At 42.8% G+C, this 21,472-nt stretch carries 23 protein-coding genes and 1 pseudogene; 22 read left to right on the top strand and 2 right to left on the bottom strand.

Annotation, left to right across the window (positions count from 1 at the left end; all coding sequences use genetic code 11):
- Window positions 1-27 precede the first annotated feature (27 nt).
- Together RHOM_RS13200 and RHOM_RS13195 are read left to right on the top strand one after the other, a co-directional pair.
- Window positions 28-315 carry a CD1845 family protein gene (locus RHOM_RS13200; protein ID WP_014080812.1) on the top strand — a complete coding sequence of 96 codons (288 nt, stop codon included), beginning with the start codon at window positions 28-30 and terminating at the stop codon, window positions 313-315.
- Window positions 316-456: 141 nt separating this feature from the next.
- Window positions 457-1,803: a relaxase/mobilization nuclease domain-containing protein gene (locus RHOM_RS13195; RefSeq protein ID WP_044025051.1), complete on the top strand. Its 1,347-nt coding sequence runs from the start codon at window positions 457-459 to the stop codon at window positions 1,801-1,803.
- Window positions 1,804-2,006: 203 nt separating this feature from the next.
- Here RHOM_RS13195 and RHOM_RS13190 read toward each other — a convergent pair whose 3' ends face one another.
- Window positions 2,007-2,366, bottom strand: a complete 360-nt coding sequence (locus tag RHOM_RS13190) for a helix-turn-helix transcriptional regulator (protein ID WP_014080810.1) — start codon at window positions 2,364-2,366, stop codon at window positions 2,007-2,009.
- Between the two features lie 150 nt (window positions 2,367-2,516).
- Between RHOM_RS13190 and RHOM_RS13185 the strand changes: the two genes are divergently transcribed.
- The 11 genes from RHOM_RS13185 (at window position 2,517) to RHOM_RS13135 (ending at window position 13,309) form a co-directional block, all read left to right on the top strand.
- Window positions 2,517-2,705 carry a helix-turn-helix domain-containing protein gene (locus RHOM_RS13185; RefSeq protein ID WP_007884040.1) on the top strand — a complete coding sequence of 63 codons (189 nt, stop codon included), beginning with the start codon at window positions 2,517-2,519 and terminating at the stop codon, window positions 2,703-2,705.
- Window positions 2,698-3,390, top strand: a complete 693-nt coding sequence (locus RHOM_RS13180; protein ID WP_007884039.1) for a response regulator transcription factor — start codon at window positions 2,698-2,700, stop codon at window positions 3,388-3,390. Before RHOM_RS13185 ends, RHOM_RS13180 begins: the two co-directional genes overlap by 8 nt.
- Window positions 3,391-3,395: 5 nt before the next feature.
- Complete coding sequence (locus RHOM_RS13175) at window positions 3,396-4,313, top strand: sensor histidine kinase (protein WP_005933586.1); 918 nt, start codon at window positions 3,396-3,398, stop codon at window positions 4,311-4,313.
- A gap of 134 nt (window positions 4,314-4,447) precedes the next feature.
- Complete coding sequence (locus tag RHOM_RS13170; RefSeq protein WP_014080809.1) at window positions 4,448-5,374, top strand: ABC transporter ATP-binding protein; 927 nt, start codon at window positions 4,448-4,450, stop codon at window positions 5,372-5,374.
- Window positions 5,367-6,152 carry an ABC transporter permease gene (locus RHOM_RS13165; RefSeq protein ID WP_014080808.1) on the top strand — a complete coding sequence of 262 codons (786 nt, stop codon included), beginning with the start codon at window positions 5,367-5,369 and terminating at the stop codon, window positions 6,150-6,152. Before RHOM_RS13170 ends, RHOM_RS13165 begins: the two co-directional genes overlap by 8 nt.
- Before the next feature lies 1 nt (window position 6,153).
- Entirely contained in the window at window positions 6,154-6,933 is a 780-nt protein-coding gene (locus RHOM_RS13160) for an ABC transporter permease (RefSeq protein WP_005933580.1), read from the top strand.
- A gap of 16 nt (window positions 6,934-6,949) precedes the next feature.
- Complete coding sequence (locus RHOM_RS13155; RefSeq protein WP_005933575.1) at window positions 6,950-7,318, top strand: YxeA family protein; 369 nt, start codon at window positions 6,950-6,952, stop codon at window positions 7,316-7,318.
- A gap of 467 nt (window positions 7,319-7,785) precedes the next feature.
- On the top strand, window positions 7,786-8,196 hold the full coding sequence (locus tag RHOM_RS13150) for a sigma-70 family RNA polymerase sigma factor (protein WP_014080807.1): 411 nt from the start codon (window positions 7,786-7,788) through the stop codon (window positions 8,194-8,196).
- A 469-nt stretch (window positions 8,197-8,665) separates the two neighbouring features.
- Window positions 8,666-8,932 (top strand): DUF6870 family protein, encoded by a 267-nt coding sequence (locus RHOM_RS13145; RefSeq protein ID WP_007884026.1) that lies wholly within the window; start codon window positions 8,666-8,668, stop codon window positions 8,930-8,932.
- A gap of 118 nt (window positions 8,933-9,050) precedes the next feature.
- A complete protein-coding gene (locus RHOM_RS13140) occupies window positions 9,051-10,733 on the top strand; it encodes a recombinase family protein (protein WP_005933562.1) in 1,683 nt (560 codons plus the stop codon).
- An 83-nt stretch (window positions 10,734-10,816) separates the two neighbouring features.
- Window positions 10,817-13,309 (top strand): excinuclease ABC subunit UvrA, encoded by a 2,493-nt coding sequence (locus RHOM_RS13135; RefSeq protein ID WP_014080806.1) that lies wholly within the window; start codon window positions 10,817-10,819, stop codon window positions 13,307-13,309.
- A gap of 228 nt (window positions 13,310-13,537) precedes the next feature.
- Here RHOM_RS13135 and RHOM_RS17735 read toward each other — a convergent pair.
- Window positions 13,538-13,666: pseudogene (locus RHOM_RS17735) on the bottom strand (DUF6061 family protein); the annotation flags it as partial.
- Window positions 13,667-14,034: 368 nt separating this feature from the next.
- Between RHOM_RS17735 and RHOM_RS13130 the strand changes: the two are divergent.
- The 9 genes from RHOM_RS13130 to RHOM_RS13090 all read left to right on the top strand — a co-directional run bounded on the left by RHOM_RS13130 (window position 14,035) and on the right by RHOM_RS13090 (window position 21,459).
- The gene (locus RHOM_RS13130) at window positions 14,035-14,475 is read left to right on the top strand and encodes a hypothetical protein (RefSeq protein WP_014080804.1); all 441 of its coding nucleotides are present in this window, start codon (window positions 14,035-14,037) and stop codon (window positions 14,473-14,475) included.
- Window positions 14,476-14,633: 158 nt separating this feature from the next.
- Window positions 14,634-15,326: a CPBP family intramembrane glutamic endopeptidase gene (locus tag RHOM_RS13125; protein WP_014080803.1), complete on the top strand. Its 693-nt coding sequence runs from the start codon at window positions 14,634-14,636 to the stop codon at window positions 15,324-15,326.
- Window positions 15,327-15,406: 80 nt separating this feature from the next.
- Entirely contained in the window at window positions 15,407-16,042 is a 636-nt protein-coding gene (locus RHOM_RS13120) for a GDSL-type esterase/lipase family protein (RefSeq protein WP_044025049.1), read from the top strand.
- Window positions 16,043-16,188: 146 nt separating this feature from the next.
- Entirely contained in the window at window positions 16,189-16,923 is a 735-nt protein-coding gene (locus RHOM_RS13115) for a MerR family transcriptional regulator (RefSeq protein ID WP_014080801.1), read from the top strand.
- Window positions 16,924-17,109: 186 nt separating this feature from the next.
- Window positions 17,110-17,991, top strand: a complete 882-nt coding sequence (locus tag RHOM_RS13110; protein ID WP_014080800.1) for a helix-turn-helix domain-containing protein — start codon at window positions 17,110-17,112, stop codon at window positions 17,989-17,991.
- A 444-nt stretch (window positions 17,992-18,435) separates the two neighbouring features.
- Window positions 18,436-18,675, top strand: coding sequence for a DUF6061 family protein (locus RHOM_RS13105; RefSeq protein WP_006859036.1), 240 nt, complete (start codon window positions 18,436-18,438; stop codon window positions 18,673-18,675).
- A gap of 249 nt (window positions 18,676-18,924) precedes the next feature.
- A complete protein-coding gene (locus RHOM_RS13100) occupies window positions 18,925-19,614 on the top strand; it encodes a response regulator transcription factor (RefSeq protein ID WP_009265522.1) in 690 nt (229 codons plus the stop codon).
- Window positions 19,611-20,642, top strand: a complete 1,032-nt coding sequence (locus RHOM_RS13095; RefSeq protein WP_006859034.1) for a sensor histidine kinase — start codon at window positions 19,611-19,613, stop codon at window positions 20,640-20,642. The genes RHOM_RS13100 and RHOM_RS13095 overlap by 4 nt, the downstream gene beginning before the upstream one ends.
- A 151-nt stretch (window positions 20,643-20,793) precedes the next feature.
- Window positions 20,794-21,459 carry an ABC transporter ATP-binding protein gene (locus RHOM_RS13090; RefSeq protein ID WP_006859033.1) on the top strand — a complete coding sequence of 222 codons (666 nt, stop codon included), beginning with the start codon at window positions 20,794-20,796 and terminating at the stop codon, window positions 21,457-21,459.
- Window positions 21,460-21,472: the final 13 nt, after the last annotated feature.

The raw sequence follows: 21,472 nt of genomic DNA, 5'->3' as shown, positions 1-21,472 counted from the left end.
CCACACTTTTCAAGGAGGTATCAAGCGATGCGGATCATTCTGAAACTTTTAGCGGCCCCCTTTGTTCTGGCCCTCACGCTCCTTGTGGCAGTATTGAATTTTGCTTTTTCCTTTGCGTCATGGGTGTTCTGCGCCCTGTCCTTTCTCTGTCTGATCGGAGCCCTGTTTGCTTTAATCACGGGGGATCGCTGGGGCATACAGGGGCTTGTGATCGCCTTTGCTGTTTCGCCCTTCGGCCTGCCCGCTGTGGCGGAGTGGCTCATTGACAAGCTGGACAGTCTCAACTACTCGCTAAAGAGTTTTATCACAGGATAACGCTTTGGGACAATTTGTCCCGAAGCCCCCTGCGGCGGCTGGACGGACAGCCGCCGTTTTCTTTTGGAAGGAGGTGTGCTCACGGCTACAACTTATATCCGGCCCTACAAGGTGGCGGCTGGGAAAGGCGCTGTCCAGACAATGGAGGAACGCTTTAACTATGGGCTTAATCCGAAAAAGCTGGGAGCCCTGTCCTCATACCTCTGCGATCCGGCCACGGCTCCCGCTGAGTTTCTGCTGGTAAAGAGTCAGTACCAGGCGGAAATGGGCCGGGCCGTAGAGCGTGGAGCCCTGTTTTTTCAAATCCGGCAGGCGTTCCCACCCGGCGAAGTAACAGCAGAGGAGGCCAACCAGATCGGCTATGAAACAGCCATGCGCTGGACAAAGGGAAAGTATCAGTTTTTTGTCTGCACCCACACAGACAAGAGCCACCTCCACAATCACATTTATTTCAATTCAACGGCCTTTGACCGCTCCCGGAAGTTCCATAATTTTATCGGCTCCAGCTTTGCTCTGCGGCGGCTCTCTGACCGGGTGTGCGTTGAGCATGACCTCTCTGTGATCCAAAATCCAAAACAGCACAGCAAGGGCCGGTATCTCCATTATGGCCAGTGGATTGTGGAAAAGCCGCCCTCTGCAAAACAGCGGGTGCGGCTGGCCATCGTGGAGGCTCTGAAAAAACAGCCCGCCGATTTTCCGGCGTTTCTGAGGCTCATGGAGGAGACCGGCTTTCTGGTAAAGCATGGCCGTGGCGGTGTGATCTCCTTTCTTGCTCCCGGACAGGATAAGCCCACCCGCCTGCGGGCATCTACCCTCGGGGATGGTTTTGATCCCGAGGACATCCGGGCTATGATTGCCGGGGAGCGTCCGATCCCGGAGCTCCCGCAGGAGGCTCCGGCTCCTGCCCGGCGTGTTAATCTGATTATAGACATTCAAGAGCGCATGGCACAGGGCAAGGGCCCGGCCTATGAACGGTGGGCCAAGGTTTACAATCTGAAACAGATGGCTGCTGCGCTCCAGTACCTGCGGGAAAATGATTTGATGGACTATGAGGCGCTGGCGGCCAGTACAGAAAAGGCAGTAGAGCGTTTTCACACGCTGTCCGAGGAATTGCGGCAAACGGAGGCGGAGCTGGAAAAGACCTCCGGGCTCATGGCGGCTACTGTGGACTACGCAAAAACCCGGCCTGTGTTTGACGGTTACAAGGCGGCCCGGTACAGTAAAAAATATCTGTCGGAGCATGAGGCGGAGCTTGCCGCTTACCGGGCGGCCCGGGCCACTATGAATGAGCTTTTGGACGGTGCAAAATTGCCAAAGATGGCGGATATGAAAAAGTCCCGCCAGGAATTGGCGGGAAAGAAAAAAGCCCTCTATGCGGAATACCGCAAGGCCCAGGCGGATATGCGGCAGGCTGTGGCGGTCAAAGCGAACATAGATCATCTGCTCGGCGTGACAGACGGGCGGGAAAATAAGGCCCAGGAGCGATAGCGACAGGCCGCAGACAACAGGCGCATAGCGCCGGAACTTTGGGACAATTTGTCCCGAAGTCCAGCGGGTTTGGGGAGCTCCCCAACAAGCATTTTTGCGGGCCTGCGGCCAGCAAAAATTTCGGAGTGTGGCCACACCCGAATTGCTTGCCGAAACGCGCAACCCCGGAAGTGGCGCGAAAAAACGGAGGCGCGTGTTTCTCTTTACGCATCCTCCGTTTCCTTGGCCGCTTTCATCGCTTGGATTGTAGCTTCAACGATTTTCAATTCTCTTTCGTCCAAGGCGTTCAACATGGCATCAATCCGCTTCCTGCACTCGCTCCCGCTATTCTGGGACGGGTAAAAGTATTGATCCACCGATATATCAAACATTGTGACCATCTGATAAAAGGTGTTGAAGCTTGGATGCTGACCATCATTTTCATTATACATAATGGTACGCGGAGCGCGGTCAACAATATAGGCCAGTTGCTCCTGTGTCATACCGCTGGCTTCTCTTGCACGCTTGATGGCGAGCCCTATATCGTGAAAATCAAAGCGTCTTTCATCTCGTTCTATCTTCATAACATCACCTGATATGATTTTACATTTCATGTGATATTATTTGAACGACTGTGTATTTCATACTACTGACTATTTAATTTCACATTCTTTTCTTCCAAAACTTGTATTGTTCGAGTCGAAGAACTATAATATACTCTATGGAGGTGCAGAATGGATTATATGACACTAAAAGAGGCCGCCGAAAAATGGGGCGTGACACCTCGTAGAGTAAATTACTATTGTGCTGCCGGGCGTATTCCTGGTGCTGTAAAGATGGCAACTATCTGGCTAATTCCAAAAGATGCGGAAAAGCCGATTGACGGAAGGACAAAACAAGGAAAGGAGTTGCGCCATGAATAAAATCCTGATTATAGATGATGACAAAGAGCTGTGCACTTTGATTAAACGTAGCGTACAAGCAGAAAACATAGAAGCTGATTTTTGTAATACCGGAAAAGAGGGCTTACAAAAATTAAGAGAGCAGGAATACCAGCTTGTGGTGCTGGATGTGATGATGCCCGGCATGGACGGGTTTGAAACGCTGGAAGAAATTCGCAAGGAGTACAGCTTGCCGATTTTGATGTTCACATCTAAAAATGACAGCATTTCTAAAGTACGGGGCTTACGGGCCGGAGCGGACGATTATCTTACAAAACCGTTTGATATGGATGAACTGATTGCCCGTATTGCGTCTCTTATTCGCCGCTACACTCGCTTTAATCAGCAAGCTGGAGCCATACAAAAGCTAAATTTTTACGGATTGCAGATTGACCTTGAAAATCGTTCTGTTACTACATCAAACGGCACTTTTGAACTGCCCCCAAAGGAATTTGATTTGCTCCTGTACTGTGCAAAACATCAAGGGAAAATTTTGACCAAACAGCAGATTTATGAGGAAGTATGGGGCGAAGAATATTTCTATGATGACAGTAACATTATGGCGATTATCAGCCGACTTCGTAAAAAATTAGAAGTCAATCCTTCAAGCCCAAAGTATATACAAACGGTCAAAGGGATTGGCTACCGGTTTAATAAGGAGGTGTAGTCAGCATGGAAATTATCGTATCCTTGTCCATTGTGATTGCTGTTGTGGCTGTATTGACTTCCATCGTTCTCGTTCGGCGTGTAAAAAAACAAATAGCAGAAATGACCGATGTGCTGGTTGATGTGAAAAACGGAAATGGCAACCGGCGTATTCTATCTGCAACAAATGAACTGACAGCACCTCTTGCCTATGAAATCAATGAGATCGTTGTGGCCTATGAAAGCAGACTTTCAACTGTACGGCAGACAGAAGAAACCAACCGCCAACTTATGACGAGCCTTTCCCATGACGTGCGAACGCCCCTTACTACTCTGATTGGGTATCTTGACGCTGCACACAAAGGACTGGTCACAGGAAAAGACCGGGATGATTATATTGAAACCGCCCGCCGGAAAGCCCATGATCTGAAAGAATATATTGATGTACTCTTTGACTGGTTCAAGTTAAATTCAAACGAGTTTGCTTTGGAAATCCAGAGCGTTGAGGCCGCAGAGCTGACAAGAAATATCCTCATTGACTGGATACCGATTTTTGAGGATAAACAGGTTGAGTATGACATCGATATTCCCGAACAGCCTGTCCGGGTAAGATTGGATATGGACAGCTATATGAGGATCATCAATAACCTTATTCAAAATGTAATCGCTCACAGCCATGCAGACAAAATCAAAATTGCCCTGTCAAAGAAGGAAAATAACATGGAGTTGCTGCTGGCGGATAATGGAGTGGGAATTGAGAAGGAAGATTTGAAACACATTTTTGAACGGCTCTATAAGTGTGACAAAGGACGGTCTGAAAAAGGAAGCGGTCTTGGTCTTTCTATTGTCCATCAGCTTGTAGAAAAGATGGGTGGGAGTATAACAGTTGAAAGTTTGCCGGGAAAAGGAACTGAATTTATGTTGCTTTTTCCTTTGGAGAGTTAAGCGGGTTCCCGTCTTTATGGCGGGAGCCTTTGTCATTTTACTGGATTTCAAATTGCAAGGTTAATGCAAGGTTGCGGCAAGGTTAATGCAAGGTTGGCATGATAGAATACCTTACAGAACAGGAGGTTTTGAATATGGATACAAATTATATCATTGAAACAAAAAATCTGACGAAGCAATACGGCTCACAAAAGAGTGTGGCTGACTTAAATATTCATGTGAAGCGTGGGAGAATTTACGGTCTGCTGGGCAGAAACGGAGCCGGAAAAACCACTACCATGAAAATGCTGTTGGGCTTAACGGAGCCGACTTCCGGGGAGGTCAAAATCTGGGGAAAGTCTTTGCAAGGGAATGAAAAGAAGTTGCTCCCCCGCATTGGCAGTCTAATTGAGTCCCCCGGCTTTTATCCCAATCTGACCGGCACAGAGAACCTGCGTATCTTTGCTACTCTGCGGGGCGTACCAAACAATCATGCTATCAAAGATGCTCTGGATCTGGTAGGACTGCCCTACAAAGATAAAAAGCTCTTTTCACAGTATTCTCTTGGCATGAAGCAGCGGCTTGCCATCGCCCTTGCCGTTATGCACGATCCGGAGCTTTTGATTTTGGATGAGCCGATCAACGGCCTCGACCCCATCGGTATTGCAGAAGTACGTTCCTTTATTCGTGAGCTTTGTGACGCGCGAGGAAAAACCATTTTGATTTCCAGTCACATTCTTTCGGAGATTTCCTTGCTGGCTGACGATATTGGAATTATCGACCACGGCGCATTGCTGGAAGAAGAAAGCCTTGCTGAGCTGGAGCAAAAAAGCAGTAAGCATATCCGGTTTACGCTCTCTGATACTGCACAGGCGGCAAGAATTTTGGAGCGCAATTTCCATGAAAACCATTTCTCCATACAGGACGACCACAATTTGCGCCTGCACAACCTTGATCTACCTGTGGGGAAAATTGTAACTGCCTTTGTAGAAAACGGATTGGAGGTATCAGAGGCGCATACCTGTGAAGAAAGTCTTGAGGATTATTTCAAGAGAGTAACAGGGGGTGAGGGAATTGCTTAAACTGGTTCAATGTGAGTTCGCGAAATTGAAGAGAAAAAAAATCATCCCACTTGTGTTTTTGTCCGCTTTTTTATTTCCTATTCCCATTACCTTTCTGATGGCAACACCGAGAATGTTGGAGAAGTACCCAAATAAATCAGTCCTTTTTGATGGATTGTTCAATATGGTTATGGGATATGGCGTTATTTTTCTCTTGCCGTGTATCATCGGTGTCATTGCAGCAATGCTGTTTTTTATGGAACGGGACAATGACACTTTCAAAAATTTACGCACAATCCCGGTAACAAGTACACAGATGATTATGGCAAAGATCATTGTGCTATTTATTTTTGGAGTTATCTTTTGCCTTGCTTCCATGCTTGCTACCATTGTTTGCGGCAGTTTCTCAATGGAAGTGCATGGTCTTACCTATAAACTACTTGTTGCAGTTGAACTTGGAATATTCATTACAGCGGGAACTTTGCCGATTATCGTACTTGTGGTCTTTTTCAGCAAAACATACATCTTCTCCATTCTGCTATGTGTGTTTTACAGTGTAGTGAGCCTTACCGTCGAAACATTGTTCGGAACATTGCCTAAATGGTTATGTTGGCTCATGCCTATCCCGCTTACAACGCTCTGGGGTGCGGGAGATATGGTGAAACATGGGTTTCCATTGAATGTAAATGCCTTGGAAGCAATTATTCCCTCAACCTTTCAGACGGTTATCATTCTTGGGATAATGGCTGTTGCATCAATCTCATTGATCGACTTCTTATACAAGAAAAGGGGGGAATAAAATGTATCGGATCATTAAAACAGAATTATGGAAGTTAAAGCGGTATCATATCATTTGGGCTGGTATTCTGCTAATGCTTCTTTCCGTTGGAATTACTCTTTTTGCTTCTACTGCATTAGATGGTACAGTTTGGACTTTCCCTCATTTGGTCGAACGCGTCATTCAAAATAATACGACAACCATTTTTCCTATGTGCATTACTCTGATTGCAGGATATATCATTGCTCGTGAAAAATCAGATGATACCTTAAAAAGCATTATGACAATACCTGTTTCCTACCCTGCGTTGATTGGCGGAAAACTGATTGTTTGCGGTTTCCTGTCCGTATTTTTGGGTATGGCAAGTACATTTTTTACTGTCGCTGCGGAATTACTTGTTGGCTTTCCGGGATTTTCGGTAACAGCCGTAATACAGGCTTTGATACAGATCACCCTTAATACCTTATTTTTGTATATAGCCGTAACTCCGATTATAGCCTTTACCGCCCGTATTCCTAACGGGCACATGATAGGTGTTATTCTTGCATTTGTCTATGGCTACGGGGGAATGTTCGCAGCCGGAAATATGTCCCTTGCAAATCTCTATCCGATTACAGCGAGTATGGGACTGATCCAGTACCGAAGCCATGATGCGGCTGTTCATTGGAATATAGGCTTATGCAGCCTAAGTATGATAGTCGTCTTATTGATTTCTGTGGCTATTGTAGTTACAACAAAAAATGTTTCATCCGCAAAAGTTGTTAAAAAGCCGAAAAAAACCGCCCTCAAAAAAGGCTGGTAAACAGGAGGACTTACACATGAAGAAAAAAATATTGATTGGGATTGGTGCCGGTGCTTTCGTGGCAATCTGTTTTGGTATTTTACTGCTTTCAGGTGCAGGCAGCACCTATTACTATTCACAGATCGACAACACCAAGATCGAGCAGACGGGATCTGCCGGAGGTGTAATTAACTTTGGGGGAAGCATGGACTACTCCTACACGCTGCGTTGTTATGACGAGGACGGAAACGAAAAGGACATTACCTTTGGAACATCGAGGGAATTGAAAGAGGACGCCTTTATTCGTCTGACGGTAATGCCCATTCGTGGAGTGCTGGAATGGGTTGAAGTTCAGTATGACGAGCTTCCCACAGCCGTACAAAAAGAATATACAGCACCGCAATAAAGAGAATAGATAATTGATTATCACCTAAAATATAGCTGCCGCACGACGGCAAAAGAAAAAAAGCCGTCGTACAGCAGACACATTTTCACGCGCCTATGAAATGGCGGCTTTGATTTTCAGAGCCGCCGTTTCTTTGCGTTTACACAAACCTATGACGACTTGCAGGGACACGGTAGCCGATTGGAGGTTAATTTACCGTGTCCTTCTTTTTATTTCGCAGTATCCATGACCTGCACCAGTTAAAAAAAGCGTAGCTCCCCCATCGGAGCAGTCCGGCTTTGAATGTGAAATTAAACAGTACATAACCGATAATATATTTTCATGCGCTTGTGCGGCCTTGTGTCGCGCAGGCGCATTTTGCTTTCCAGACTTCGAGACAAAGTGTCCCGAGGTGCGGTGCCGTTCTCCGCCGTTACTCCATTTCGTTTCCGACCAACCCCGAACAAACTGAAATGGAGGATTTTACGATGACTACTATCAATTTGAAAGATTTTTATTATTGGTACACGCAGGATCAGCTTATCGAAGTTTCTGACGAGGTGGCCGAGGTATTCAAGGCCGATGCCCGCTATGAAATGGCCTACCAGCGGCGGCTCTCCCGGCACAAGGCGCAGTATTCTCTGGACTGCGATGACGGGATTGAGTATTCCGCTTGCCTGCATGAGCCGACCCCGCAGGAGCTCCTTGAACGGATGGAAACCTTTCTTCGTCTGTGGAACGCTCTCAATTCTCTGCCGGAGATCCAAGGCCGTAGAATTGACGCACATATCATTCTTGGCAAGTCGATTAAGGAAATTGCCGAGGCCGAGGGCGTACATGAGGAGTCTATTCGCCAGTCGATCAAGCGTGGCCTTGAACGCATGAAAAAAAATTTTTGATTTTTTCTTCTTAACCCACTTGGAATTGATGAAAAAATGTCTCGGTTTATGAGAGGAGGTTTTCTTCTTAACGCAAGGGAATAACGGCAACCCTGAGTAAGTACGGGGAGCCAGACGGTGGGTGCGCGGTGACATTTCCCTAAAGAGATTGAGCGAACAACACCAACACTGTAAATGGGCCCGGCCATCCCAAGGCCATGATCCGGCGCTGAACAGGTTGGCTGCCTGTTCCTCCGGGCTTGTCGCTTTGCTTGCGTTGAGAGCGCCGCACAGAAAATAACGATTGTCTTTGGACAGGCCAAGTAAATATGTGCGGCGCTCTCTAATATTCAAAAACTATAATAAACCTCGAGACAAAGTGTCCCAAGGTGGAGTAAGGCAACAGACCAGCATCCCGGCGGTGCTGGTCTGTTGCGTTTCCCCACCAAACAGAGGGAGGCGTTCTATCAATCTGCGAAGGAGGTTTACCGTGAAATTAACTACACAGGAACTTGAACAAATGAGAAGCGTTGACATTGGCGCGGTGGCTGCCGAGTCCCTGCCTGATGTGAGCGGTATGACCTTTGACAATGCGCTTTCCCGAAAGGAGCGCATCTCTCGATTTTTGCAGACTGTCAAAAATCCATACTGCTTTTGCATCGGTGGTGTTGGCGTGAAAATTGAATTTGCTGAAAGCGGGCCATCTCTCCAAGATAAGCTGACGGATTTCCTGCTGCGGCAAAGAAGCGGGCTGTAACTTCGGTTACAGCTCATTTTGCTTCTTCGAGACAAAGTGTCCCGAAGCGGAGGCATCCTTGTTGTCCTCCCCGGACAGAGTTATAATATAAGTGTAATGTGATAGGGAAGGAGGAACAATGGCACGAGCAAAAAACAGAGGGTATCAGCAGAGTTTCTCTCCCTCTTACACAATCCGCCGCTGGCGGCTGGGCATCTATATCCGGCTTTCAAAGGAAGATTTGAAAAAAGGAAAAGACGATAGCAACAGCGTAAAGAACCAGCGTGACCTACTGAACGATTTTTACCGACGCAACATTGACGAGTTTGAAAGTATCACGGAATATGTAGATGACGGACATACTGGAACGGACGCTAACCGTGAAGATTTTCAACGGCTCTTGGCGGATGTCGTGAGTGGTAAAATCAACTGCGTTATAGTAAAAGACCTGTCCCGCTTCGCACGAAATTATAGCGATGCCGGAAGTTTGATCGATAACCTGTTTGTTCAAATGGGTGTTCGCTTTATCAGCCTTGCTGAGAATGTGGACAGCTACAAGAACCCCGACAGCGTTTCAAATATCATCGTTCCCATTACAAACGTGATGAACGATAATTACTGCTATCAGACTTCCAAAAAGATCCGGCAGGTATTTGATTACAAACGGCGCAACGGCCAGTATATCGGAGCATTTGCTCCTTACGGCTATGTAAAGCACCCAAAGGACAAGCACAGGCTGATTGTTGATCCCGATGCTGCTGAAAATGTCAAACTCATTTTCACAATGCTTATTCAAGGGTCATCAAAACGTGCTATCGCGCTGTACCTGAACGAACACGGCGTACCGAGCCCCTCGGCTTACAAGGTACAAAAGGGCTTGCCTGTTTCGACAAGAGGGTATGACGATCCTATGTGGGGAGTCCGCATGATCCACTCCATTCTTACCAATCCGACCTACACCGGGGATTTAGCCCAAGGCCGAAGCCGGGTGAAAAGCTACAAGGTACACCAGATTGAAGCTGTTCCCCGCGAGGAATGGGTGGAAGTGGCTGGAACGCATGAGGCCATTATCGACTATGAAACTTTCGACAAGGTACAGGCTCTCTTACAGCGTGATACCCGTACTTCCCCGAAAGGCCGTGAGGTACATTTATTCAGCGGCTTTCTGAAATGTGCCGATTGCGGGCGGGCCATTACCCGATGCGTTGGCAAGAACAACAATGTATATTATTCTTGCTCAACCTACAAGAACCGTTCCCGGACAGCCTGCACCATGCACTCAATCAAGCATGAACGGCTGGAGGCTGCTGTTCTGTTCGCTGTACAGCATCAGGTACATTTGGCTGTTTCCTACTCGGAAATCGTCACGCAGATCAATTCCGCTCCAATCAAAAAAAGCCAGTCTTACCGACTGGACGATCTGATAGCTGCAAAAGAGCGAGAACTGACAAAAATAACACGCTACAAGCAATCTCTTTATCAGGACTGGAAAGACGGTGAAATCACCCAGCAGGAATACCGGGATATGAAGGCAGACTATGAACGGCAGACTTCTGATATTTCCGCAGTGCTCACTCGTCTGAACGCTGAACGCGCAGAACTGGCAAACGGTGTAGACAACGAGCATCCTGCACTGGTAGCCTTTATGAAGTATCAGAACATTGAAGCCCTCAACCGTGAAATCTTGGTTGAGCTTGTGGACTATATCAAGGTCTATGAAAACGGTAATATCAGCGTGAAATTCAAATTTGCTGACGAGCTCCGCAAGATTGCCGAGTACATTGAAATCAACACTACGGAAGATACCGCAGTAGCGGGCTAACCCCCGCTACGAACCCCTTTGACAGTGTGTTTTCCTAATAGGCGCTAATCATATGAAAATTGTTATACGGAAAGGATAAGAAAATGAAGGAACAGAATCATCCGAATGTGATTAAAATTCGAAATGCACATGTTCATAACCTGAAACATATCGATGTGGATATTCCACTAAATAAGATTGTGGGAATTGCCGGAGTGTCCGGTTCCGGAAAGTCATCCCTTGCACTGGGAGTGCTGTATGCGGAAGGTTCACGGAGATATCTTGATGCGTTATCGACCTATACCAGAAGAAGAATGACACAGGCACCGAGAGCACAGGTGGATGAGGTACTGCATATTCCAGCGGCACTGGCATTACACCAAAGACCGGGGGTTCCGGGAATCCGGAGTACGTTTGGAACCGGATCGGAACTGTTGAACACATTACGACTGATATTTTCAAGACTTGCAAATCACTGTTGTCCCTATGGCCATTATCTGGAACCCACACTTGATGTGGCGGCAGGGAAAGAACTTTGTTGTCCTGTCTGCGGAACACATTTTTTGGCACCATCAGCGGAAGAACTCTCTTTTAATTCGCAGGGAGCCTGCCAGACTTGTGGCGGAACGGGATTTGTTAGGAAAGTAGATGAAGCTTCGTTGGTTCCGGATGAATCACTGACTATTGATGAAGGTGCGGTTCTTCCATGGAAAACATTGATGTGGTCACTCATGACAGATGTATGCAGGGAAATGGGAGTCCGTACAGATGTACCATTTCAGGAACTTACAAAAGAGGAAAAAGAGATCGTATATCATGGACCGGCAGAAAAAAAGCATATTTTTTATAAAGCAAAAAATACAAACCAGTCCGGCGAACTTGATTTTACATATTTCAATGCTGTATATACCGTGGAGAATGCCTTATCCAAAGTAAAAGACGAGAAAGGCATGAAACGTGTGGAACGTTTCTTGAAAGAGGATGTATGTCCGGATTGCGGCGGAACAAGACTTTCTAAGAGAGCGAGACTGCCAAAATTATGCGGCATCACACTGGCAGATGCCTGTAAGATGTCACTTTCAGAGCTTGTAGAGTGGGTAAATCATGTGCCGGATGCCCTGCCAGAAGAAATGCGGTTAATGGCAGAAAATATCTGTGAATCTTTTCAGATGGTTGCAAAACGGCTGATGGATCTGGGTCTGGGTTATCTGTCATTGGACAGAGCGGCTTCTACTCTTTCGACAGGGGAACGGCAGCGAATGCAGCTTGCACGGGCAGTCAGAAACCGGACTACAGGAGTATTGTACGTGCTTGATGAGCCGTCTATCGGTCTTCACCCATCCAATATCGTGGGACTAACGGATGTCATGCATGATCTGATTGCGGATGGCAATTCTGTTATTCTGGTGGATCATGATAAGCAGATTCTTTCAGAGGCAGACTGGCTTGTGGAGATGGGACCAAAAGCCGGGGCAGACGGAGGAAGAATCATTGCACAGGGGACGATTCCTGAGATTGAAGCAAATCCGGATTCCCAAATTGGAACATTTCTGAAAGAAATGCATCCCATTTATCGGAAGAAAGCATCTGAACAGGAAATGTTTTCTTTGGGAACCATCCACCTTTCGACAGATGCTATTCATACGGTAAAGCCGCTGGAAGCAGATATTCCAAAAGGGAGACTTACAGTGGTGACCGGTGTCTCCGGTTCCGGGAAAACGACATTGATACTGGAAAGTCTGATTCCGGCATTAGAGTCGATGATAAATGGAACAAAACTTCCCTCTCATGTGAAAAATATTACTGCGGAAGATATTGAACAGGTAAAACTGATTGATGCGGCACCGATTGGAATCAATGTGCGTTCTACGGTGGCAACTTATGCAAATGTGCATGATGAGTTGCGAAAGGTATATGCAAAACTTCCGGATGCAAAGGAAGCGGGATATAAAGCAGGGGATTTTTCTTACAATACAGGAAAACTGCGTTGCCCGACCTGCGATGGAACAGGTTCTATCAGCCTTGATGTGCAGTTTTTACCGGATGTGGAAGTACCTTGTCCGGATTGTCATGGAAGCAGATATAACAGGGACGCTGGGAATATTAAAAGGAAAACAAAGTCTGGAGAGTTATATTCTCTGCCGGAACTGATGGATATGGATGTACAACAGGCTCTACGTGCCTGTGAGGATATGAAAAAGATATGCTCAAGATTGCAGATTATAAAGGATCTGGGACTGGGTTATCTGACATTAGGCGAAGCAACTCCAAACTTATCCGGTGGAGAGGCACAAAGACTAAAACTTGCATCGGAAATGGAACGCAAACAGGATGCGTCGGTGTTCGTCTTCGATGAGCCGACGATTGGTCTGCATCCTCTTGATGTGCAGACTCTTTTGAAGGTTTTTGACCGTCTGGTATCCAAGGGTGCAACAGTCATTGTCATTGAGCATGATCTGGACGTGATCCGCAATGCTGATTATATCATTGATATGGGACCAGGAGGCGGAGAAGCCGGTGGAAGAATCATTGCAAAAGGAACCCCGGAGGAAATTGCCAGTGACAGAGGAAGCATAACGGGGAAATATCTTCGATGATCAGCATTATGAAAAGACCGACAATCTCAGAAAGTGAGGATGCCGGTCTTTTCCTATAATTCTAAAATCTCTTGAAGCTGGAATCTGCCACAAAGTTTCCGGAGATTCTTTTCCACCACGTTTTGCCTAGGTAATGAGTGTGCCAGAGATCATAGATGAAAGAAGAGTAGGAAGGCAGTTTGCTTATAATAAAAAATGCGGTAATGATATATATGACAAATCATTGGAGTCTGAACCAGGTGTAGTCTTTAAATTCTTTTCAGCTTCCCAGCAGTCAATGCGAAGCATATAGTCTGCACTGGTATAAACATCAATACTGTTACACTGTGGATTGTATTCTGCAAATATTGTTCTCATCGTATCTTATCTCCTTATTGATCAATAAATCATCAGTTACAAAAATCAGAAGCATTTTAATCAGTTCACCATGTCAGTTTTATTTTGTGTTATACTGTTTTATATGATTTTTCTTGGTCTCCGCTGCCGCTTCGGTCGGCACAGAGCAGATGTCCACCGGACATCTTGTGCCCTTGTATTTTCCCTTATCAGAGTTCGTAAGCACTGGCGGGACGATGTAACACAAGGGAAACAATAAGGGAAAGTTCACCTGCGACAAATCCAGTGTTTTCAAGTGTTTGCAGAGAATTTAATAACAAAATATAACAGTTATTAAATCTCTTAAAACAGGTGAAATCTCAATCGGAAGTTGAGGAGGTAAAGAGTGTATGAAAAAGAAACTGTGTATTCTGGTTATTTTAATTGCTGTGTTATTGGTAGGAACAGTAGGTTGCTATTTCATGCCAAAAAAATTCGGTAAGAATGTAAATCCTTCTGAGGTAGACCATATAAATGTGTTCGATGGAAATACAGGAACTGGTTTTACTATCACCGATTCAGAAGATATCGAATATATAGTGGCGAATATTCAAGGTATTTCAATGAAAAGAGATGGCATTTCACTTGGAAGAACAGGATACAGTTTCAAAATTAGTTATATAAACAGCAACGATAAAGATGTCATACCTGTATTTATTCTCAATAGTGATAATACAATTTGTAAAGATCCATTTTTTTATAGATGTGATGGCGGATTATGCTTTGATTACTTAAAAGAATGTGAAGAGAAATATAGAACTAATGTAACAGAATCTATAGAAGAAAAATAACATCCAGTTTTTGAAACTAAGAAATCGGAATTGACCGAGCTCTTTAAAGCGAGGGACGCTTCTTGTCCGAAGGGCAAGAAGATGGAGCATGGAAAGAGTTAAACAAATCGATATTTATATAGGCATTATAGAATCAGTCTGTATGTGGAGGAAATCAAATGAACTGGGTAAATGTACAGTATAAAAGTAATTTGAGAAAATACGAAAAGAAGGATGGAATGAAAGCTCTTGTAACATACTGCTTAATAATGTGTAGTGCTTTCTTTCAAGGTTGGCTTTATACAACAAATGCAAATGTTTTTGTTTTAAATTTATCGCAGATATTGATTCCATTGGTTTTAATTGCAGTATTCTTTTGCTTTTTTTACTGTAGTAAAGAGAATATTAGAAGTATTGGAATTAATTCTGATAATATCAAAAATAGTATAGTATTTGGTTTAGCGGGAGGTTTCGTACTACTTGCTATACAGACGGCATTATATATAATCCAAGGGAAATCAGTATCATTTATCAATCCTACATTATTAAATTGGGTTATATTTCTATTTGCTGCTTTTGAAGAAGAAATACTATTTAGAGGGTACATACAGACAAGACTGTTTGGACTCATAAACGGTCAATGGATTGTTAGTATAATTAATTCAGTTCTTTTTTTATCCATACATTATCCTGTAAGATGGATAGTATCTGGAGCAATATTTATCAATGCATTATCGACGGTATACATAGTATCGCTTCTTGTACTACATTTTTTTTGCGATGCTGTATATAAAAGGACAAATTGCCTATGGGGAGCATTCCTGTTACATGTAATCTATAATGCAGTAGGAGCAATGATTCAAATTTCCTAAAGATGGAACAATGCGATAACTTCTGGTTTGTAGAATTAAGAAAATCGGGAATCAACAGGACAAATGAAAGGAATAATATTATGGACGATAATCAAAGGATGAAAATCAGAAATTTCGGGTATTTAAACCAAGGAGCATTAAAAGGGCAAATTCTTTTTACAGGATCATCCTTGATGGAAATGTTTCCTGTCTGTGAAATTGCACGAAGCCAGGGCATCGAACAAGTGATATATAATCGCGGCGTTAGTGGATTGAATACAGATGAGTTTCTGGAAAATATCGATACATTGCTTTTAGATCTTGAGCCATCAAAGATATTTATCAATATCGGCACTAATGATATTACAAAAGAACGATTTGGAGATCAGTGGATGTCACATTTAATGGATAATATCTGTAGAATCATGGAAATTATCAAATTCCGTATTCCAGATGTGGAAATTTTTATCATGGCGTTTTATCTTGCAAATCTTCACCTGCCATGGCAGACAGAACAATCAATCCAATGGATGAAACTCCGTACTCCTGAAAATCTTACATTATGTAATCATCGATTAAAAGAAATAGCAGAAAAATACGGTTGTCGTTATCTTGATTGTAATGAAGCACTTGTTGATGAACATGGTGAACAGAAATCGGAGTATGCCATTGATGGTGTACATATGTATGCAAATGGATATTTGAATGTTTTTAAGTCTTTAAAGCCTTATTTGTAATGCATGAAAGGGTTTTATTAGTGGAACAAAAAGTAAACAAATCGTTGTTTATCAAGCTGTTTAATTTTGAAAATTTCTTTGAAAAACTATTGACTCCTACGTAACGTAATAGTTTAGAGTATGCTTATCGAGAGAAGGAAATGACAATGATGACGGTGAATGAAGTAAGTAAATTAACAGGAGTGAGTATACGCACTCTGCAGTATTACGACACCATTGGACTCTTAAAACCTATTGAATATACAGAGTCAGGTTATAGGTTGTATGACGATACATCCTTGGAAAGGCTGCAACAAATTTTACTGTTTAAAGAATTGGAATTTCCACTTAAGGAGATTAAAAAGATAATCGATGCTCCTAACTTTGACAGGAACAAAGCATTAGAGCAGCAGATTGCATTGCTTACGATGAAAAAGGAGCATCTTGAAAATCTTATTAGTTTCGCTCGAGGAATCAAAGGAATAGGAGTGAAATATATGGATTTTAAAGTATTTGATACAAGAAAGATTGATGAGTATTCTAAACGAGCAAAAGAACAATGGGGACAAACCTCTGAGTTCAAGGAGTTTGAAGAGAAAACAAAGAACTGGACGAAAGATGACGAAGCTACTGCCGCAAATGAGTTTATGCAATTATTTGTTGAATTTGGACAAATGAAGGAAACAAACCCGGCAGATGAGCAGGTGCAGTTGCAGGTAAGGAAACTTCAGGATTACATTACGAATCATTTTTATACATGTTCTGATAAGATTTTATGTGGTCTTGGAAGAATGTATGCTGGTGGAGGAGAACTTACGGAAAATATTGACAATGTTGGTGGTACAGGCACTGCGGAGTTTGCAAGCAAAGCCATGGATATATTCTATATGAGCAGGAAATAAGGAAAATTTTGCCAGAGACAATGAAGAAGAAAGCATGAAAGCTATTCTTTATAAAGCGTTTTTATGGCAAAACGAGCATACAGATATCTGCAAAAACAATAAAAGTATTTCTGGAATAATATTGTCTCTATTAAGTATTCATGGTACAATATCCGAAAAATCGGAATTGTGAAAGAGTATTGTACCATGAAGATATATGAAAAAATATTTGCAAGACTTAATGAACTGCATATGAGCCAGACAGAACTATCCAAAAGAACCGGCATTGCTACCAGTACCATCAGTGACTGGCGGAAAAAGCAGATCAATCCCCAGGCAGATAAACTATCGGTAATATGTAAAGCACTGGATATGTCCCTTGCGGATTTGCTTTGTGACAAAGAAAATACAGAGCAGACAACACCAACAGATTATTTGATTGGTGATAATTATATAATGGAATTATTCAGAGAATCCGACGCCGATAATAAGAGAAGAATTCTTAGGTACTTTGAACTTCTGGAAATCTGCAATGAAATCAATGATAGCTGTCCGGCAAAAAAGAGGCAGCGTAATGTATCAATTATTCAGGATATTGATGGGAATAACATTGTAGTGATAAATGATATCCGCTTTAAAGGGAAACGGTCGGTTAACTGGAAAGACGTAAAAGAGTATATAAAAGAATACGTTGGAGATTTTTATAAAATAGCTTCTACGGGAGATGTGATATATATTGGGTCTGATCTCCCCAGCGAATATAGCGGATCAAAGTATACAAATAGCCTGAAAGGAGCAACCTCCAAGGCCAAGGCAAATGCTGCATCCGGCTTACCGGAAATGATAGAGATTGCTGTAGGAAAACACTTTCGTATAAATCAGGAAATGAAACATAAGAGAGACGCAAAAAATGGATGGTACAGATATGATTCCAGGTTCGCGCTTCCTGTGTATGGAAATGACGGGGAAATTGAAAGATACAATGTTTTCCATGCATCTATGTTAATACGTCATTCAAATGACGAGAAATTGTATTTGTACGACATTATAGATATAAAAAAAGAAACGAGCAACCCTCTCGGCGAATAATCGCTTACCAGACAAAAAACCCATTTCCTTTATGGATAGATAATACTATATGATATAAAAAATGTCAATCCGAATATTCGAAATAATGGTTTGGATTAGAAACCGGTTTTTATTCTGCCTGTCATAAAATGAAAGGTCATTAAATAAATTCCAGTTGATATTTCACATATTTTAGGAAATTTAATAACTGTTATATTTGATTATCAAATTCTTCGCAAACCCTTGAAAATACTAAGTTTGTAGCAAGTGAACTTTCCCTTACTCTTTCCCTTGTGTTACATTTTCCCATTGCTTTTCATGAACCTTAATATGGGAAAAATTAAGGGAAAGAAAATTTCATAACACAATATAACATATAACAATAACGACATGGTGAACTGATTGAAATGTTTTCGATATTTAACTCTGTAACTGATTATCAAAAGAAAATGGAGATAAGATACGATGAGAACAATTTATGCAGAATATAATATAAACCACGATAGTATTGATGTTTACACAAGTGCTGGATATATGCTTCGCATTGATTGCTGGGAAGCTGAAAAAAATTTAAAAACCACATATGGATCAGAATGTGCGCTTACTTCATTGGCTGTGGATGAGCCTTTGGAATATGCAAGATTATATCTTGATGGCAATTTACAGATGTGGGTGGATACAGAAGATTCATTAGAACTTTATTAAGCAAGAAGTGAGATAGTGTTGTAGGGAGTTTCCTGTAGTTAAAGATACCACACCCGATATGATGAACCCACGCTTATACACTACCAGCTATGATAAAAGAAAGGACAGCAATTTGACACTGCTGTCCTTTCTTTTATAAAATTGCAGTACACAGAAAAAAGCTGTAAAATGAAAAATATATTTGTCCTTGTAACAATTCTCGGACATTTGCCTGTTATACTATCTGCAAAAAGAAAAGGAAGTGATAATATGAAGCATATTTTAATTGTCGAAGATGATAATCTTTTGAATAAAACGCTTACTTATAATTTGGAATTGGACGGTTACACAATAACTTCTGTTCTGAATGCAAGGACAGCCGCTGAATCATTAAAAACAAACATTTTTGATTTGGTATTGCTGGATATAAATTTACCAGACGGAAATGGTTATGACCTATGCCGTCTTATCAAGCCAGAGCATCCTGATACAGTAGTTATATTTCTAACTGCCAACGATCAGGAAAGCAATCAGATACGGGGATATGAAGCTGGTGCAGTGGATTATATCACGAAACCTTTTTCGATTAGTGCTTTGCAGCGAAAAATCAAAGCCATGTTCGCTATGTTGGAGCATCACAAACCAGCTAAGGATATTTACGAGGATGGTAGCTTGTTTCTGGATTTTTCGGAACAATTTGCAAGTTTGAACGGGAAACCATTAGCACTTTCTGCGATGGAATATAAAATGTTGAACCTATTTCTTAAAAATCCGAAGCAGGTACTTACTCGCCAACAATTTTTAGAAAAACTGTGGGATGTTGATGAAAAATATGTAGATGAACATACCCTTACTACTTCTATCAGCCGTATTCGCAGTAAGATTGAAGCGGATGGCGACACATATATCAAAACGGTTTATGGTATGGGGTATCAATGGACAGGAGGCGAAAAGAAATGAATCTGAATAACCTTTCTGCTAAGAAAATTTGTAGACTGGTTAGTGCTGGCATGGTTTTCTCTATGCTGGTAATTACCGGTATTTTCGGCGGTATAATGCAGGATATACGAATTTTTATAGTGGGTGGAACATTGACACTCTGTGCGTTTTTCTGGATTTGGCTATTGGTGCTGATTTTTGGAAAACGCCTTTCTCATTTTACTTCTAATTTGTGCCGGACGCTGGACAACATGATTGATGGAAACGAGGAATTACAAAAGTCAAATGATAGTGAAACTCTTTTTGCCCGTATCAACCACCGCTTAATTCGGTTGTATGAGATTATGCAGAAAAACCGGCACAAGGTAGACATGGAACGACAGGAGCTTCAAATGCTGATTTCTGATATTTCACATCAAGTTAAAACGCCTGTCAGCAATTTGCAAATGGTAACGGACACACTTTTAACAAAGCCTGTTTCAGAAGAAGAACGGATGGACTTTTTACAAGGCATACGTAGTCAGACTGATAAACTGGATTTTCTGTTCCAAGCACTGGTTAAAACGTCCCGGTTGGAAACCGGAGCAATACGATTAGAAAAGAAAGACAGCAGCTTATTCCATACGCTTGCACAAGCCATGAGCAGTATTGTATATGCCGCAGAGAAAAAAGAAATTGCTGTATCCGTGGATTGCCCGGAAAATTTGATAATCTCCCATGACAGCAAGTGGACAAGCGAAGCCCTTTTCAATCTGCTGGACAATGCAGTAAAATACACTCCGTCAGGTGGAAAGATTTCTGTATCAGTGGTTCAGTGGGAAATGTACGTAGAGGTCAAAGTGACCGACACCGGCAAGGGCATTTCAGAAAGCAATCAGGCTGCCATCTTCCGGCGCTTCTATCGTGAGGAAGAAGTACACGATCAACAGGGTGTGGGAATAGGTTTGTATTTGGCTCGTGAGATTGTAACAAGGCAAGGGGGCTATATCAAGGTTGTTTCAGAGCTGAGGCAAGGCTCAGAATTTTCTATTATGCTTCCTGTAAGGTAAGATATAACCACTTTTTTTGAAATGTCCGAGCGTTGTAACATTTCACTCTGATTTTCGATAAAAATTTTTTCTATCTCGGACATTTGTGTAACATTTGTGGTTTACAATGGCTTTATCAACAGATAGAAAGCCTTGAAAGGAGCATTTGAATATGAGCATTTTACAAACAATCGACTTAAAGAAGTATTACGGCACAGAACCAAATATTACTCGTGCCCTTAATGGTGTAAATTTTACTGTGGAACAGGGAGAATTTGTTGCCGTAGTTGGAACTTCCGGCAGCGGTAAGTCTACATTGCTTCACATGATGGGAGGACTTGATACCCCCACTTCCGGCAGCGTGATTGTACGGGGAGAAGAACTCGCAAAAAAGAATGATGATGAATTGACAATTTTCCGCCGTCGTAACATCGGATTTATCTTCCAAAATTATAATCTGGTTCCGATTTTGAATGTATATGAAAATATCGTCCTGCCTGTGGAACTGGATGGCGATACAGTAGACCAGAAATTTATGGACGAAGTTGTGTATATGTTGGCTTTAGAAGATAAACTGGAAAATATGCCGAACAATCTTTCAGGCGGTCAACAGCAACGTGTAGCGATTGCACGAGCTTTAATTACGAAGCCTGCGATTATCCTTGCTGATGAACCGACCGGAAATCTTGATAGCAAGACCAGTGCAGATGTGTTAGGGCTTTTGAAGCATACCAGCGGAGAATTTAATCAGACCATTGTAATGATTACTCACAACAACGAGATCGCTCAACTCGCAGACCGCATTGTACGGATTGAAGATGGTAAAATTGTTGGCTAAAGGAGGTGGGAAT

Origin of the sequence: Roseburia hominis A2-183, from assembly GCF_000225345.1 — a bacterium.
Lineage (GTDB): Bacteria > Bacillota > Clostridia > Lachnospirales > Lachnospiraceae > Roseburia > Roseburia hominis.
Note: the sequence above shows the minus strand (reverse complement) of the source record. Positions and strands in the feature narration are given on the sequence as shown.

Excerpts from the sequence above, each read along its gene's own strand:
- RHOM_RS13180 (WP_007884039.1), top strand. The coding sequence starts at position 2,698 with ATGAATAAAATCCTGATTATAGATGATGACAAAGAGCTGTGCACTTTG.
- RHOM_RS13105 (WP_006859036.1), top strand. The coding sequence starts at position 18,436 with ATGAGAACAATTTATGCAGAATATAATATAAACCACGATAGTATTGAT.
- RHOM_RS13125 (WP_014080803.1), top strand. The coding sequence starts at position 14,634 with ATGAACTGGGTAAATGTACAGTATAAAAGTAATTTGAGAAAATACGAA.
- RHOM_RS13120 (WP_044025049.1), top strand. The coding sequence starts at position 15,407 with ATGGACGATAATCAAAGGATGAAAATCAGAAATTTCGGGTATTTAAAC.
- RHOM_RS13195 (WP_044025051.1), top strand. The coding sequence starts at position 457 with ATGGAGGAACGCTTTAACTATGGGCTTAATCCGAAAAAGCTGGGAGCC.
- RHOM_RS13140 (WP_005933562.1), top strand. The coding sequence starts at position 9,051 with ATGGCACGAGCAAAAAACAGAGGGTATCAGCAGAGTTTCTCTCCCTCT.
- RHOM_RS13185 (WP_007884040.1), top strand. The coding sequence starts at position 2,517 with ATGGATTATATGACACTAAAAGAGGCCGCCGAAAAATGGGGCGTGACA.
- RHOM_RS13115 (WP_014080801.1), top strand. The coding sequence starts at position 16,189 with ATGATGACGGTGAATGAAGTAAGTAAATTAACAGGAGTGAGTATACGC.
- RHOM_RS13160 (WP_005933580.1), top strand. The coding sequence starts at position 6,154 with ATGTATCGGATCATTAAAACAGAATTATGGAAGTTAAAGCGGTATCAT.
- RHOM_RS13190 (WP_014080810.1), bottom strand. The coding sequence starts at position 2,366 with ATGAAGATAGAACGAGATGAAAGACGCTTTGATTTTCACGATATAGGG.
- RHOM_RS13170 (WP_014080809.1), top strand. The coding sequence starts at position 4,448 with ATGGATACAAATTATATCATTGAAACAAAAAATCTGACGAAGCAATAC.
- RHOM_RS13200 (WP_014080812.1), top strand. The coding sequence starts at position 28 with ATGCGGATCATTCTGAAACTTTTAGCGGCCCCCTTTGTTCTGGCCCTC.
- RHOM_RS13100 (WP_009265522.1), top strand. The coding sequence starts at position 18,925 with ATGAAGCATATTTTAATTGTCGAAGATGATAATCTTTTGAATAAAACG.
- RHOM_RS13175 (WP_005933586.1), top strand. The coding sequence starts at position 3,396 with ATGGAAATTATCGTATCCTTGTCCATTGTGATTGCTGTTGTGGCTGTA.
- RHOM_RS13150 (WP_014080807.1), top strand. The coding sequence starts at position 7,786 with ATGACTACTATCAATTTGAAAGATTTTTATTATTGGTACACGCAGGAT.
- RHOM_RS13155 (WP_005933575.1), top strand. The coding sequence starts at position 6,950 with ATGAAGAAAAAAATATTGATTGGGATTGGTGCCGGTGCTTTCGTGGCA.
- RHOM_RS13130 (WP_014080804.1), top strand. The coding sequence starts at position 14,035 with ATGAAAAAGAAACTGTGTATTCTGGTTATTTTAATTGCTGTGTTATTG.
- RHOM_RS13090 (WP_006859033.1), top strand. The coding sequence starts at position 20,794 with ATGAGCATTTTACAAACAATCGACTTAAAGAAGTATTACGGCACAGAA.
- RHOM_RS13095 (WP_006859034.1), top strand. The coding sequence starts at position 19,611 with ATGAATCTGAATAACCTTTCTGCTAAGAAAATTTGTAGACTGGTTAGT.
- RHOM_RS13110 (WP_014080800.1), top strand. The coding sequence starts at position 17,110 with ATGAAGATATATGAAAAAATATTTGCAAGACTTAATGAACTGCATATG.
- RHOM_RS13135 (WP_014080806.1), top strand. The coding sequence starts at position 10,817 with ATGAAGGAACAGAATCATCCGAATGTGATTAAAATTCGAAATGCACAT.